General features: G+C 71.3%; 13 protein-coding genes. 8 read left to right on the top strand and 5 right to left on the bottom strand.

Annotation, left to right across the window (positions count from 1 at the left end; genetic code table 11):
• Positions 1 to 60: 60 nt before the first annotated feature.
• Positions 61 to 1,143: a Zn-dependent alcohol dehydrogenase gene (locus ACFVYR_RS12730; RefSeq protein ID WP_384256722.1), complete on the bottom strand. Its 1,083-nt coding sequence runs from the start codon at positions 1,141 to 1,143 to the stop codon at positions 61 to 63.
• 94 nt (positions 1,144 to 1,237) lie between these two features.
• Positions 1,238 to 2,092 carry a MaoC/PaaZ C-terminal domain-containing protein gene (locus tag ACFVYR_RS12725; protein WP_384256724.1) on the bottom strand — a complete coding sequence of 285 codons (855 nt, stop codon included), beginning with the start codon at positions 2,090 to 2,092 and terminating at the stop codon, positions 1,238 to 1,240.
• Between the two features lie 246 nt (positions 2,093 to 2,338).
• Between ACFVYR_RS12725 and ACFVYR_RS12720 the strand changes: the two genes are divergently transcribed.
• The 8 genes from ACFVYR_RS12720 to ACFVYR_RS12685 all read left to right on the top strand — a co-directional run bounded on the left by ACFVYR_RS12720 (position 2,339) and on the right by ACFVYR_RS12685 (position 8,011).
• Positions 2,339 to 3,778, top strand: coding sequence for a sensor histidine kinase (locus ACFVYR_RS12720; protein WP_384256726.1), 1,440 nt, complete (start codon positions 2,339 to 2,341; stop codon positions 3,776 to 3,778).
• An 85-nt stretch (positions 3,779 to 3,863) separates the two neighbouring features.
• On the top strand, positions 3,864 to 4,205 hold the full coding sequence (locus tag ACFVYR_RS12715) for a recombinase family protein (protein WP_389611749.1): 342 nt from the start codon (positions 3,864 to 3,866) through the stop codon (positions 4,203 to 4,205).
• 83 nt (positions 4,206 to 4,288) lie between these two features.
• Positions 4,289 to 4,555, top strand: coding sequence for a hypothetical protein (locus ACFVYR_RS12710; protein WP_384256729.1), 267 nt, complete (start codon positions 4,289 to 4,291; stop codon positions 4,553 to 4,555).
• Positions 4,536 to 5,051, top strand: coding sequence for a DUF6879 family protein (locus tag ACFVYR_RS12705; protein WP_384256731.1), 516 nt, complete (start codon positions 4,536 to 4,538; stop codon positions 5,049 to 5,051). Before ACFVYR_RS12710 ends, ACFVYR_RS12705 begins: the two co-directional genes overlap by 20 nt.
• Complete coding sequence (locus ACFVYR_RS12700) at positions 5,051 to 5,896, top strand: helix-turn-helix domain-containing protein (protein ID WP_384256733.1); 846 nt, start codon at positions 5,051 to 5,053, stop codon at positions 5,894 to 5,896. The genes ACFVYR_RS12705 and ACFVYR_RS12700 overlap by 1 nt, the downstream gene beginning before the upstream one ends.
• 670 nt (positions 5,897 to 6,566) lie before the next feature.
• Complete coding sequence (locus ACFVYR_RS12695) at positions 6,567 to 6,986, top strand: glycine-rich domain-containing protein (protein WP_384256736.1); 420 nt, start codon at positions 6,567 to 6,569, stop codon at positions 6,984 to 6,986.
• A gap of 32 nt (positions 6,987 to 7,018) precedes the next feature.
• The gene (locus ACFVYR_RS12690) at positions 7,019 to 7,279 is read left to right on the top strand and encodes a hypothetical protein (RefSeq protein WP_384256738.1); all 261 of its coding nucleotides are present in this window, start codon (positions 7,019 to 7,021) and stop codon (positions 7,277 to 7,279) included.
• Positions 7,280 to 7,369: 90 nt separating this feature from the next.
• A complete protein-coding gene (locus ACFVYR_RS12685) occupies positions 7,370 to 8,011 on the top strand; it encodes a response regulator (RefSeq protein ID WP_384256740.1) in 642 nt (213 codons plus the stop codon).
• 72 nt (positions 8,012 to 8,083) lie between these two features.
• Here ACFVYR_RS12685 and ACFVYR_RS12680 read toward each other — a convergent pair whose 3' ends face one another.
• From ACFVYR_RS12680 to ACFVYR_RS12670, 3 genes are all read right to left on the bottom strand, one after another.
• Positions 8,084 to 9,571 carry an MFS transporter gene (locus ACFVYR_RS12680; RefSeq protein ID WP_384256743.1) on the bottom strand — a complete coding sequence of 496 codons (1,488 nt, stop codon included), beginning with the start codon at positions 9,569 to 9,571 and terminating at the stop codon, positions 8,084 to 8,086.
• 103 nt (positions 9,572 to 9,674) lie between these two features.
• Positions 9,675 to 10,865 (bottom strand): lipid-transfer protein, encoded by a 1,191-nt coding sequence (locus ACFVYR_RS12675; RefSeq protein WP_384256745.1) that lies wholly within the window; start codon positions 10,863 to 10,865, stop codon positions 9,675 to 9,677.
• A gap of 26 nt (positions 10,866 to 10,891) precedes the next feature.
• A complete protein-coding gene (locus tag ACFVYR_RS12670) occupies positions 10,892 to 13,096 on the bottom strand; it encodes an acyl-CoA dehydrogenase (protein WP_384256747.1) in 2,205 nt (734 codons plus the stop codon).
• Between the last annotated feature and the right edge of the window lie 229 nt (positions 13,097 to 13,325).

Raw genomic sequence — 13,325 nt, 5'->3', positions numbered from 1 at the left:
AGGGCGGATGCTGCGGGCCGGATGCTGCGGGCCGGATACTGCGGGCCGGATGCTGCGGGGTCAGATCTCGATGCAGGTGCGCAGCGCGGTGCCCGTGCGCATCTGGTCCAGGGCCTCGTTGATCTCGGCGAGCTGTACGCGGTGGGTGATGAGTCCTGCCAGATCGATGCGGCCGGCCCGCCAGAGCGCGATGGCCCGCTCGTACGACGTGAGGACGTCGCCGCCGCCGTACATCGAGGGCAGGATGCGCTTCTCGTCGAAGAACAGCTCGAACATGTTGAGCCGCAGGTGGTCGTCCATGGCACCGGCCCCGACGACGCACAGCGTGCCGCCGCGCCGCGTCGTCTCGTACGCCGTGCGGGCCGTGGCCGACTTGCCGACGACCTCGAAGACGTAGTCGAAGCCCTCGCCCGCGGTGATCCGCTGCTTGGCGTCGGCCAGTTCGTCGGGCGATACCGCCTCGGTGGCGCCGAACTTCAGTGCCGCCTCCCTGCGCGAGGCGACCGGGTCGACCGCGACGATCTGCGCCGCGCCCTTGAGCCTGGCCCCCTGGATCGCGGAGATGCCGACGCCGCCGCAGCCGATCACGGCGACCGACGAACCGACCGCCACGTCGGCGGTGTTGACGGCCGCGCCGAGCCCCGTCGTCACGCCGCAGCCGATCAGCGCGGCGATGTCGAAGGGCACGTCGTCGGGGATCGGCACGGCGCACCCGGCGTCGACGACGACCTCCTCGGCGAAGGTGCCGGTGCCCGCGAAGCCGAACACGTCCGAACCGTCGCCGGAGCGCTTGAAGTTGGGGGTGCCCGCGTTCATGAAGCCGGCGAGGCACAGCTGGGTCTGGCCGCGCTTGCAGGCGGGGCAGGCGCCGCAGGCGGGCAGCCAGCAGAGGAGGACGCGGTCGCCCGGGGCGAGGCCGGTCACGCCGTCGCCGACGTCGAGTATCTCGCCGGCGCCCTCGTGCCCCGGGACGAAGGGGGCAGGCTGCGGCAGCACGCCGTTCATCGCCGAGATGTCGGAGTGGCACAGCCCGGTGGCCCGGACGCGGATCTTCACCTTGCCGGGGCCAAAGCCCGCCGTCTCGATGTCGTCGAGGACTTCGAGCTTGTCCTGGCCTGTCTCGTGCAGTACGGCTGCGCGCATGGCGCGGCTCCTCTCGTACGGAGATCGCTGCCTCAGGCGTACGCGACCTCGGACGTGTGCGACCTCAGCGTGTGCGTCCTCAGCGTGTGCGTCCTCAGGTGTGTTCGACGACGGTGTCGGCCAGGACCGGCGCGTCGTCCCGTTCGACCGCGGTGACCGTGGCCTGCACCCGGCCATCGGACCGCCACATGCGGATGCGCAGGGTCTCGCCGGGAAAGACGACTCCCGTGAAACGGGTGCTGTACCCGCGCACCCGCGACACGTCGCCGCCCAGCTGGGTGTCGACGACGGCCTTGAGGGTCATCCCGTAGGTGCACAGGCCGTGCAGGATCGGCTTGTCGAAACCGGCGAGCGCCGCGAACTCGGGGTCGGCGTGCAACGGGTTCCAGTCCCCGGAGAGGCGGTAGAGGAGCGCCTGGTCCTCCCGTACGGGGCGTTCGACCTCCAGGTCGGGGTCGCCCTCGGGCGCGGGGAGGCGGGTGGAGGGGCCGCGGTCACCGCCGAACCCGCCCTCGCCGCGCACGAAGATCTGGGCGTCACTGGTCCACAGCGGCCCTTCGCCGTCGGCGACTTCGGTGCGCAGGACGAGGATCGCGGCCTTCACCTTGTCGTACACGGCGGCGACCCTGGAGGTGCTGACGGCCTCGCCCCTGACCGGGATGGGGCGGTGCAGGGTGATGCTCTGGCCGCCGTGCAGGACGGCGGCCAGGTCCACCTCGATGCCGGGCGCGGAGAGGCCGCCGACGACGCCCATGCCCGCGCCCGCGACGGTGGCGAAGCTGGGCAGGACGTGCAGCCGGGACTCCAGCGTGTAGCGCAGCTCGTCCGGGTCCGTGGCGGGGCGTCCCGCGCCGAGGCCCAGGTGGTAGAGCTGGATGTCCTTGTGGTCCCAGGCGATCTCGGCGGACCTGGGCTCGGCGGCCACGGCCTTCACTGCGTCAATGGGCATCGGGGCAGCTCCTTGGGCCGTGGGCGAAGACCTCGGTGCGGCCGTCCGCACCGTCGACCGCACCGAGGTCGCAACAGGGCCGTTCTAGAACGCGTTCCAGTCCGGCGGTCCCATGTATAGCCGAGGCCACGGTGGTTGTGAAGGCTGCTGACGTGACGTCAGATCGGCGTCGGTGACATTTGTACCGGCCGAGTCCGTACGGCTGGATCTGCCGCGGGGCCGCCCCGCCTCCGTAGCGTCGTGGCCATGACGAAGACAGCGCGGCGCGGGTTTGCGGCCACCGTCGACGAGCCGGCGACTCCCGTCGACGAACCCTCCGGCCCCTGCGTCGCCACCTCCCCGCCTGCCACCGGCGAACGCTTCGTACGCTGGGGTCTCGTACCGGCGTCCCGCCCGCACCGCGGCGGCCGCCCGATGGCGAGGACGGGGAACGCGGACGTGTCCAGAGAGAACGGGATGGGCCGAGGGCTGCGCGCGTGGCGGGCGGCCGGCGCCGAGGCGGCGGAGGACTCCCGCACCGAGCGAACCCCCGGCCCTCGTACCGAACCGAACTGCGACCGCAAATGGGCCAGGTTCGGCCGGCGCAAGAGGTGCGGGGCCCGCTCCGGCGAGGGCGAGCGGCTCGGGCCGCCGCCCAGCGGATTCGCGCTGCTGCCCTGGCTCCTGATGGGCCTCGGCGCCGTCTCCCACCTCCTCCAGGGCGAGACCCCCAACCCCTGGATCGGCGCCACCGGGATCCTCGCCTTCAACTCCCTCTACGTCTTCATCGCCTTCCGCGCCTTCGACAAGCGCACGCGCCGGGCCCGCTCCACGTCGGTCGCCCTGATCGCGCTCGGCCTGCTGACCGCCGGGCTCGCCGCCGGCTACGGCGGCAACTGGCTGCTCTTCTTCCCGCTGCTCGGCCTGGCCGTCGGTGCGACCGCGCGCGGGCGCGGGCTCGGCCCCATCGGCCTGGCCCTCGGCGCCCTCGCGGGCGCTGTCGGCGGGTTCCGGGACGGCTGGGGCGCGGTGAACATCGCGTACGCCACGTTCCTGTCCACGATGGTGACTGCCGCGATCCTCTCGCTCTCCGAGGCGGTACGCGAACTGCGCGACACCCGCGAGGAACTGGCCCGCACCGCGGTGGAGAAGGAACGTCTCCGCTTCTCCCGCGACCTGCACGACCTGCTCGGCCACACGCTCTCCGTGATCGTGGTGAAGGCGGAGGCGACCCGTCGTATCGCACCGCGCGATCTGGACGCGGCGCTCGGCCAGGTCTCCGACATCGAGGCCGTCGGCAGGCAGGCGCTCACCGAGATCCGCGAGGCCGTCACCGGCTACCGCGAGGGCAGCCTCGCCACCGAGCTGGAGTGCGCCCGCGACCTGCTCGAAGCCGCCGGGATCGAGACGGTGGTCCGCCAGTCGGGCCCGCCGCTCTCCCCGCAGACCGCGGCGCTTCTGGGCTGGGTGGTCCGCGAGTCCGCCACCAACGCCGTACGCCACTCCGGCGCGACCCACTGCGAGATCGAGGTCACGGGCACCGTGGAGCAGTCCCGCCTGATGATCACGGACGACGGCCGCGGCGCGGGTCCGGGCACCCCGGGCAGCGGCCTGAAGGGCCTGGCCGAACGCCTCGCGGCGGCAGGCGGCTCCCTCACGTCCGGCCCCGGGCCCCGCGGCGGCTTCCGGGTCACGGCGGTCCTCTGAGAGGGGCACCTGCCCGGTCACGCGGGGCCGTCGCCTCTACTGGGACGACACCCCGGCGGCTCCAGGCTTTCCGTCCCGCGCTGAGGTGGTCCGCGAGATCTTCCGCCGGGTGGCCGAGGACGGCGCCTCAACCCGCGACATCGTGCGCTGGCTGGACGGCGCTGGTGTGCCTGGTCCGGGTGGCAAGGGCTGGCGGTACGCCTACGTGGCCCGGATGCTGCGCCACCCCGTCAGCGTGCCCGGCGTGCTGCCGCTCGTTCTGCCTGACCTGACCCCCCGTCGGTCGCCCCTTCGCTGGGGTGGCTGGCGGGGGTCTTTGGCGTTCCTGGGGGCGCCTTCGGATCACAGGCTGAGAAACCCCGGTTTCCCGGCCGGCTTCGAGCGCACCCCTTGCAGCACAGGGGAGTTGGGCACCTTCGATCCGTAGGCCGACAGGCCCTCTTGCGCTGATCGGCTAGAGGGGTGATGGTCAAGCAATCGGCCGCAATCGGATCGACGCAGGGAGAGGTCATGCGCTTGCGTTTCCTCGGGATCATCCCGAACACCGGTAAGGACGACTCGCCAACCATTTGGCTGGACGAGGACAGCGGAGACCTGCTGATCCAGTCGTACCGGGCCACTGAGGAGGAAGTGAAGGGATGTCAGGAGATCGGCTCAATCCCCGGTCATGGGACGGACATTCCGGATCACGAGACGATCATCCGTCTGCCCAAGGTCATGATCCAGTACATCCCTCGCCCGGACGGAGACGCCGCCGATGAAGCCACCGGCACGTGAGCCACTGTCCCAAGCCCGACGTTCCGCCATTCACCTTGAGGTCCGCGACCACTACGCGAGTACAGACCCGGATTTCCTTGCGTGGCGGGAGGGACACCGCAAGTTCACAGCGGATAACCGCTCTGACTGGTGGGAGGGCTGGCACGACGCCGTACATGCAGCCGTCTCGCGGGGCGTGGTCGTGCGCCGGGCCCGTGTGGTCTCCGAGCCGCTGACTGAGTACCTGCGCTGGGAGTACGACTATGCCGTGACCAACGTGGCTGCCGGTGAGCAAGTTCGCTGGCTGCCCCGCCGACGGGCGAAGGATCTTGCGATCCCCGCTGTGGACTTCTGGGTATTCGACAGTGAGTTGGTCCTCTTCCATCACTTCAGCGGGGATGGCGCTCTGATGGAGCGGGAGTACGTCAAGGACACCGCTTTGGCTGCCTGGTGCACCGATGCCTTTGACACAGTGTGGGGGCGGGCTACTCCGCACGAGGAGTACCGGCCGGTCTAGTGCAACCAGCATCATCTAACGTCCGGCAAGCACGGCAAGTCCTGGCCGACCGTCTACGCGAGTTGTTCAGGGACGCCGGGCTTGAAGGCAAGGATCTCGCCGCGCTGTGCGGCTGGCACCCGTCCAAGGTGTCGCGGATCTCGACGGCGAAGGCTCAGCCCAGCGAGGACGACATTCGGGCCTGGTGCCGGGCATGCGGAGCTGAGGACCAGGCAGAGGACCTGATTGCCTCGCTGCGTGCCGTTGAGGGCATGTGGTTGACGTGGCGCCGGTTGGAGCGTGCCGGGCTGAAACCGTCGCAGGAGGAACGCCTTCCGCTGTATCAGCGAACGCGCCGCTTCCGCTCGTACTGCTCTTGGGCTCTTCCCGGATTGCTCCAGACCTACCAGTACACGGAGGACGTGCTCCGGACGATCCAGCGGCAACGAGTGGCAACGGACGATGTGGCCGACGCTGTAGCCGCCCGCATGGAGCGTCAGCGCGTATTGCACGAGGGGCAAAGGCTGTTCGCGTTCCTGATCGAGGAGCCCGTGCTCCGCAACACCCTCAGCACTGGAGACGATCAGGAGGAGCAGCTGGAGCACTTGCTCACAGTGTGCGGCCTACCGAACGTCAGTCTCGGCGTGGTCCCGATGGCTCAGCGACGCCCCCAACTGCCGGTCGAGAACTTCTGGATCTACGACAACGCCCAAGTCAACGTCGAGTTGGTCTCCGGGTACCTCACGCTGACCCAGCCCAGCGAGGTCAAGGTGTACGCCGACACATTCGCCACTCTCGCCGACATGGCGGCCTATGGCGACAGGGCCCGAGCGCTGATCCTCCGGGCCCGCGACTCGCTCGCGTAGTCCGCGCGCAATCAGGAGCAATCGGCTAGGAGTTGAAGGTTCCGTGTTCCTAGCGTGGTGGAGAACGGACCACGCGAGGGGATAGCGCCAATGGCAGCGAAGACCGATGCGCCCGCAACTGACCTCATCAGAGGGGCGGCAGGTAAGGCCCCGGACGTGACCGCCCCCGCGAGGCTCCAGAGACGCCCCTCGGCGCCATCACCGGCCCCGAGGCTCGTGAGCCTCATAGACGACCCCACAGGCCCGTACGCGGACCCTCCCGAGGGTTGGTGGACGGAGTACGGGGGAGCGTTCGACGTGCGCTCTGGCGTGGTCTACATCCCGCAGGGCAACCCCTCTCCGCCGTGCGTTCCCGGTTGCTTCATGCACCGCAACCCCACGGGAAGCCCGCAGGAGAGGCAGGTACAAGCCCCCGTCCGGTCGCACGCCCCGTGAAGCGGAGCGGCCGGACGGGCACAGACCCCGCCCCGGCTGGCGGACCTGGACAGTACGAACAGCCGGGGACGGGCCATCACCCCGTCTACGAAAGCGAAGTGACGCCATGAGCGTACCGACCGAACCACAGCCCATGCCCGGTCCCCCAGGCCCCGGACCGATCCCTGTGGGGACCCTGCTGACCCCCGAAGGGTTCGAGGGAGTCAAGGCAACTGTCCTGGACAGCAACCCCGACATGGCCGAAGAGGTGGCCGCCCGGATCGTCACGGACGCACTCAAGTTCGTAGTAGCCGCAGTGCAGTTCCCTGACGTCAAGATCACCCCGTCACAGGTGGTAGACGAGGGTTGGCATGCGCTGATCCTTCACACGAATCTTTACGCCAAGCTGTGTGAGCGGCTGGGCCGGTTCGTGCACCACTGGCCGGAGCGACCCGACCCTGAGCGGTACGACCCTCACGCGCTGACGCGCACGGTCGCGATCATCGAACAGGCCGGGTACAACGTCGATCCGGAGTTGTGGACGGCCCCAAGTCGGGCCCTGGTGCCCGTGGGCGCGAACTGTTCCCACACGCCCAAGCCGGGCGGGTGCGGGCCGATCAACCCCGGCAAGTGCGCTTCGCACTGCTCGGGCGGGAGTGGGGGCGGCGGTAGCTAGGCTGCCCGCACGTACGGCTGAGAGGTGAGGGCATGGACGCGGAGCAGGCCCGGCAGGTGGACGCCACGTTGAGGCGTCTTGGTATCCCCGGCGTGGTCGCGCCGGAAGATCCGGAGGACCCGGCGGGGGCGTGGCGTGTGTACGACAGTGCCGATCCGGCGACTCGCAAGGACACGACCGCTGACGCGCTGGCGTCCGTCGTGGCGAAGTTCCGCGAGACCAGCCCCGAGCCCCCGGAGAAGCGGCAGCAAGGTCCGACGCGGGGGTTCGTCTTCCCGCCCGAAGAGGACTGACGATCCACACGGCCCCGGTCGGCACGTTCCCCGTGTGCCGGCCGGGGCTTTTGCTGCCCTGAGCTGGGGCGCTGGCCGTAGCCTGACCCCATGGACGAGATGCCCCAGGACCACCGGCCCCTGAGATGTACGAGAGTCCTCCTCGCCGAGGACCAGGGAATGATGCGGGGCGCGCTCGCCCTGCTGCTCGGCATGGAGGAGGACATCGAGGTCGTCGCGCAGGTGGGCGCGGGTGACGAGATCGTCGACGCGGCGCTCGTCGCCCGCCCGGACGTGGCGCTGCTCGACATCGAACTGCCGGGCCGCAGCGGCCTGGACGCCGCGGCCGATCTGCGCGAGGAGTGCCCCGACTGCCGGGTCCTCATCCTCACGACCTTCGCCAGGCCCGGCTACCTGCGCCGCGCCATGGAGGCCGGTGCGGTCGGCTTCCTGGTCAAGGACGGGCCGGTGGAGGAGCTCGCCGAGTCGATCCGCCGGGCGCTGCGGGGCGAGACGGTCATCGATCCGGCGCTCGCCGCGGCCGCGCTCAGCGCCGGGCCCAGCCCGTTGACCGGCCGCGAGGCGGACGTCCTGAAGGCCTCCGTGGACGGCGCGACGGTCGCCGACATCGCGGGCACGTTGCATCTGTCGGAGTCGACCGTGCGGAACTACCTGTCGGCGGCGATCGGGAAGACCGGGACGCGGAACCGGATGGAGGCGGTGCGGGAGGCGCGCCACCGGGGGTGGCTGTGAGAGCAGTGGCTGGGCGCACGCCGCCGCCGGGCCGCCGAGTACGTCTTCAACCGCCCACCGGGCTCCGAGCCCTCAGCTCCCCGAGGGCGTCCGAGTCGCCGGGCGCGACCTCGGCATCCACACGAGCAGCACCACCACGCCCGCCAGCAGGATGAACCCGCTCGTGCGGAACGCCATCGCGTATCCGTCGGTGAGGGCCTGTGGCGATGACGCACCGTGTGTCTGGGCTGCCGCCACCGTGGAGAGCACCGCGAGGCCGAGTGCGCCGCCCATCGTGCGGGAGGTGTTGACCAGGCCGGAGACGAGGCCCGCGTCGCCCGGCCCGGCGCCCGACGTGGCGAGCGAGGCGAGCGGGGTGGTGGCGAGGCCCGCGCCGAACATCATCACGATGCCGGGCAGCAGGATCGAGGTCACGTACGCGCCGTCGACCGTCATCGTCGACTGCCAGCCGAAGCCCGCGGCGGCCACCACGATGCCGATCGCGGAGACGTTCTTCGCGCCGATCAGCGGCATCAGGCGCGGCGCGAGCATCGAGCCGGCGACGACGGTGAACGAGGACGGCATGAGGGCGAGGCCCGCCTTCAGCGGGGAGTAGCCGAGGACGTTCTGGGTGTAGAGCGTCATGAACATCCACATGGCGAACATGCCGCCGCCGCAGACGAACATCGCGGCGTTGGCGGCCGACACCGTCCGCACCTTGAACAGCTTCAGCGGCATCAGCGGCACCTTCGTGCGCGCCTCCACCACGAGGAACGCGGCGAGCAGCCCGAGTCCCGCCGCCAGCGGCACCAGCGTGGCGGCGGCCGTCCAGCCCTTCTCCTCGGTCTGCACGATGCCGTACGCGAGGGTGGCGAGGCCGCCGGTGACCAGGACCGCGCCCGGCACGTCCAGGCGGCGCGTCCGGTCGGACCTGCTCTCGGTGAGCCAGGCCAGCCCCGCGACGATCACCAGGGCGCCGACCGGCACGTTGATCAGGAGAACCCAGCGCCAGGAGAGCACGTCGGTCAGGACCCCGCCGACGAGGCCGCCGGCCGCACCGCCGCCCGCGCCGACCGCCGACCAGACGCCGATGGCCCGGGCCCGCGCGGCACCCTCGGGCACCGCCGACGTGAGGATCGTCAGCGTCGACGGCGCGAGGACCGCGGCGCCGAGACCCTGCACGGCCCGCGCCACGAGGAGCTGCCACTCGGCCTGGGCCAGGCCGCCGCCGAGCGAGGCGGCGGTGAACAGGCCGAGCCCGACGAGGAACATCCGCTTGCGGCCGAAGAGGTCCCCGGCCCGCCCGCCGAGCAGCATGAAGCCCGCGAAGGCTATGGAGTACGCGTTGACGACCCATTGCAGGCCGATGGCGCTCATGCCCAGGTCGGACCGCATCGACGGCAGCGCGGTGTTCACCACGGAGACGTCGAGGACGACCAGGAACTGGCCCGCGCAGGCGGTGAGCAGCACCGCCCACACCGGGACGGACCTCCGGGGCGGGGCGGCGCCGGAGGGGGCGGATGCGGGGGCGGAGCCGGAATCGGGGTCGGCCGGGTAAGCGGTGGAGGACGTCTGGACCATGACAACCATCCTCTCAAGCGAAACTTGAGCGGCGCATCGGAAATTCGCCTCCTTCCGCCCTGGTCCGACAGTCCTAGGTCCAACAGGCCCAGGACCAACAGGCCTAGGTCCGCCTGAGCATCGTCACCACCGCCGCCCCGCCCAGGCCGATGTTGTGCGCGAGCCCCACCCGCGCTCCCTCGACCTGCCGCGCCGTCGCCTCGCCGCGCAGCTGCCAGGTCACCTCGGCGACCTGCGCGATGCCGGTCGCGCCCAGCGGGTGGCCCTTGGAGATGAGGCCGCCGGAGGGGTTGACCACCCAGCGCCCGCCGTACGTCGTCGCGCCGCTCTCGACGAGCTCGCCCGACTCGCCCGGCGCGCACATGCCGAGCGCCTCGTAGGTGAGGAGTTCGTTGACGGAGAAGCAGTCGTGCAGCTCGACGACGTCCACGTCCTCGATGCCGAGCCCCGACCTCTCGTACACCTGCCGGGCCGCCTCGCGTGACATCGGCTGTCCGACGACGTCGATGCACGAGCCCGAGGCGAAGGATTCGCCGGTGTCGGTGGTCATGGCCTGGGCGACGATCTCCACCGCGCGCTCCGCGAGGCCGTGCCGTTCGACGAAGCGCTCCGAGACCACGACCGCCGCCGCCGCGCCGTCCGACGTCGGGGAGCACTGGAGCTTGGTGAGCGGGCGGTGGATGGTTCTGGCGGCGAGGATCTCGTCGACGGTGTAAGCGTCCTGGAACTGCGCGTACGGGTTGTTCGTGGAGTGCCGGTGGTTCTTGGCGCCGACCGCGGCGAGCTGCGCCTCGGTGGTGCCGTACTTCTCCATGTGCTCGCGGGCCGCGTCGCCGAAGATCTGGGCGGTGGGCGGGGTCATCTCGAAGCCGTGCCGGGCGGCCATGATCCCGTAGTGGCGGGCGACGGGGGACGTCTTGAAGTCCCCGCCGTCGGAGCCTCCCCCCAGCGCGCCGCGTGCCATCTTCTCGAAGCCGAGCGCGAGCACGCAGTCGTTCAGGCCGCCCTCGACGAACTGCCGGGCCATCATCAGCGCGGTCGATCCGGTGGCGCAGTTGTTGTTGACGTTGTAGACGGGGACGCCGGTCAGGCCGAGTTCGTAGACGGCGCGCTGGCCCGCCGTCGAGGGCTGGAAGCAGTAGCCGACGGGGACCTGCTCGACCTGGTCGTACGGGACACCGGCGTCGTCGAGGGCCTTGGTGCCCGCCTCCTTCGCCATGTCCCAGTACTGCCAGTCGCGCGTTTCCGGCTTCTCGAACCTGGTCATCCCGACGCCGACGACGTACGCCTTCATGAGGGTCCTTTCCGTGGGCCGCGATCTCAGTCCCGGGGCAGGCCGAGGATCCGCTCGGCGACGACGTTGAGCTGGACCTGGGTGGTGCCGCCCGCGATGGTCAGGCAGCGCGACATCAGGAAGCCGTGCAGGGCCCGCTCCCCCGGGCCCTCGCGGACCGCGCCCGCCGGGCCGAGGAGTTCGAGGGCAAGATCGGCGACCTTCTGCTGGTGGGGGGTCTGGACGAGTTTGCGTACGGAGGCGCCCGGTCCCGGCTCCGCGCCCGCCACCTGCTGCGTCGTGGTCCGCAGACCGATGCAGGCGACTGCGTGCGCCTCGGCGGCGAGCGCCCCGATGCGGGCCCGGTAGGCGCCGTCGAGTTCGCCGGCGCGGGCGATGAGCGCTTCGAGGCCGGTGTCGAAGGTCATCTGGTCGGCCATGTGGACGCGTTCGTTGCCGAGGGTGTTGCGGGCGACGCGCCAGCCGTCGTCGACCTGTCCGACGACGGCGTCCTCGGGGAGGAACACGTCGTCGAAGTACACCTCGTTGAAGAGGGAGTCGCCGGTGATCTCCTTGAGTGGGCGGATGTCCATCCCGCCGCCCCCGGCCGCGGCGGCCTTCATGTCGACGAGGAAGTACGTCAGCCCCTTGTGCTTGGGCGCCGACGGGTTCGTACGGGCGAGGAGGATGCCGTGGTCCGCCCACTGGGCCGCGCTGGTCCACACCTTCTGGCCGTTCACGCGCCAACCGCCCGCGACGCGCTCGGCCCGCGTGCGCAGGGACGCGAGGTCGGAGCCCGCCCCGGGCTCACTGAAGAGCTGGCACCAGAGCAACTCGCCGCGCAGGGTGGGCGCGAGGAAGCGGGCGCGCTGCGTCTCTGTGCCGTACGCGATGAGGGAGGGCACCACCCAGGTCGCGATGCCGAGATCGCTGAGCCCGACCCCGGCGGCCCGCAACTCCTCCTGGACGACGAGCTGTTGGACGGGGTCCGCGCCGAGGCCGTAGGGCTCTGGGAGGTGCGGGGCCGCGTAGCCGGTGGGGGCGAGTTCCTTGCGGGCCGCGGCGGGGTCGAGGCCGCGGGCCGGGGCGATCGCCGCGCGGGCCCGCTCCCGGTACGCCTCGGCCCGCGCCCGTGACTCCCGCGGCAGCTCCAGGCGCAGTTCGCGCCGGGCGCCGTTCTCCGCGAGCCGCACGGCGCGCAGCCGGTGCGCGTCGCCCGCGCCGAGCAGCTGCCGGGCCACGACGGCCCTGCGCAGATACACGTGGGCGTTGTGCTCCCAGGTGAAGCCGATGCCGCCGAGGATCTGCACGCAGTCCTTGGCGCAGGAGTACGCGGCGTCGAGGGCGGTGGCCGCGGCGAGGGCGGCGGTCAGGCCGCGTACGTCGACGGGCGCCTCGGGGGCGTCCGCCGCGCGGGCCGCGTCCCAGGCCAGGGCGCGGGCCTGCTCGACGCGGACCAGCATGTCGGCGCAGAGGTGCTTGACGCCCTGGAACTGTCCGATGGGGCGCCCGAACTGCTCCCGCACCTTGGCGTGTTCGGCCGCGGTGTGCAGCGTCCACGCCGCGGTGCCGCACGCGTCGGCGGCCAGCACGGCGGCGGCCAGGTCGCGGACGGCCGTGGAGTCCACCGCGAGCACCCGGTCCGCGGGGACGTGCGCGGCGCGGGCGCTCACTTCGGCGGTGGGGCGCGTCGGGTCGGCGCTGTCGTGCGTACGTACGGTCAGTGCGGCGGCGTCGACGGCCAGCCAGACGGGGCCCGACGCCGACGCGGCGGCGAGGATCAGCAGGTCCGCCTCGCCTGCGGAGAGTACGGGCGGCGCCGTGCCGTCCAGGACGTATCCGTCGGGCCCGAAGACGGCGGTGAGCGTGCCCGTGTCCAGGGCGACGGCTCCGATCCGGGCGCCGCCCGCGAGCTCCGCGGCCAAAGCCGGGGCGCCCGCGCGGTGCAGTACCAGCGAGGCGAGGGAGCTGGCCGCGAGTGGTCCGGGCAGCGCCGCCCGCGCCGCCTCCTCGATGATCACGGCGAGGTCGACGAGGCTCCCGCCTCCGCCGCCGCACTCCTTAGGCAGGTGGACGCCGAGCAGCCCCTGCGCGGCGAGCCCGTCCCAGTGGGCGGGGCGGCCACCAACGGCCGGTGACCGAGGTGGGGCGTCGAGCAGTCGGCGTATCTCCTCGGTCGGTACGGCACGCGTGATCCAGCCGCGTACCGCCGACGCCAACTCCCTTTGTTCCCGCGTGATTCCGATCCCCATGCGCATCCTCGCCGGTAGCCGCTGCCGGGACGGCGACAGAGTAGAACACGTTTCAATCTGACGGAAGGTCAGGCGCGGGCGGGTGTTTCCGGGCGCCTCGCCGATGCCTCGCCGACGCCCGACCGGCCACGGAGGCCCCGATTGATGAACGGGTTAACAACAGGTCAAGAGTTCCTCTCGTACGACATCCGTCGGAATAGTCGCCCGGGGAAACAGGTTCGAGCTACAC

This window comes from Streptomyces sp. NPDC058284, from assembly GCF_042881135.1.
Taxonomy (GTDB): domain Bacteria; phylum Actinomycetota; class Actinomycetes; order Streptomycetales; family Streptomycetaceae; genus Streptomyces.
Note: the sequence above shows the minus strand (reverse complement) of the source record. Positions and strands in the feature narration are given on the sequence as shown.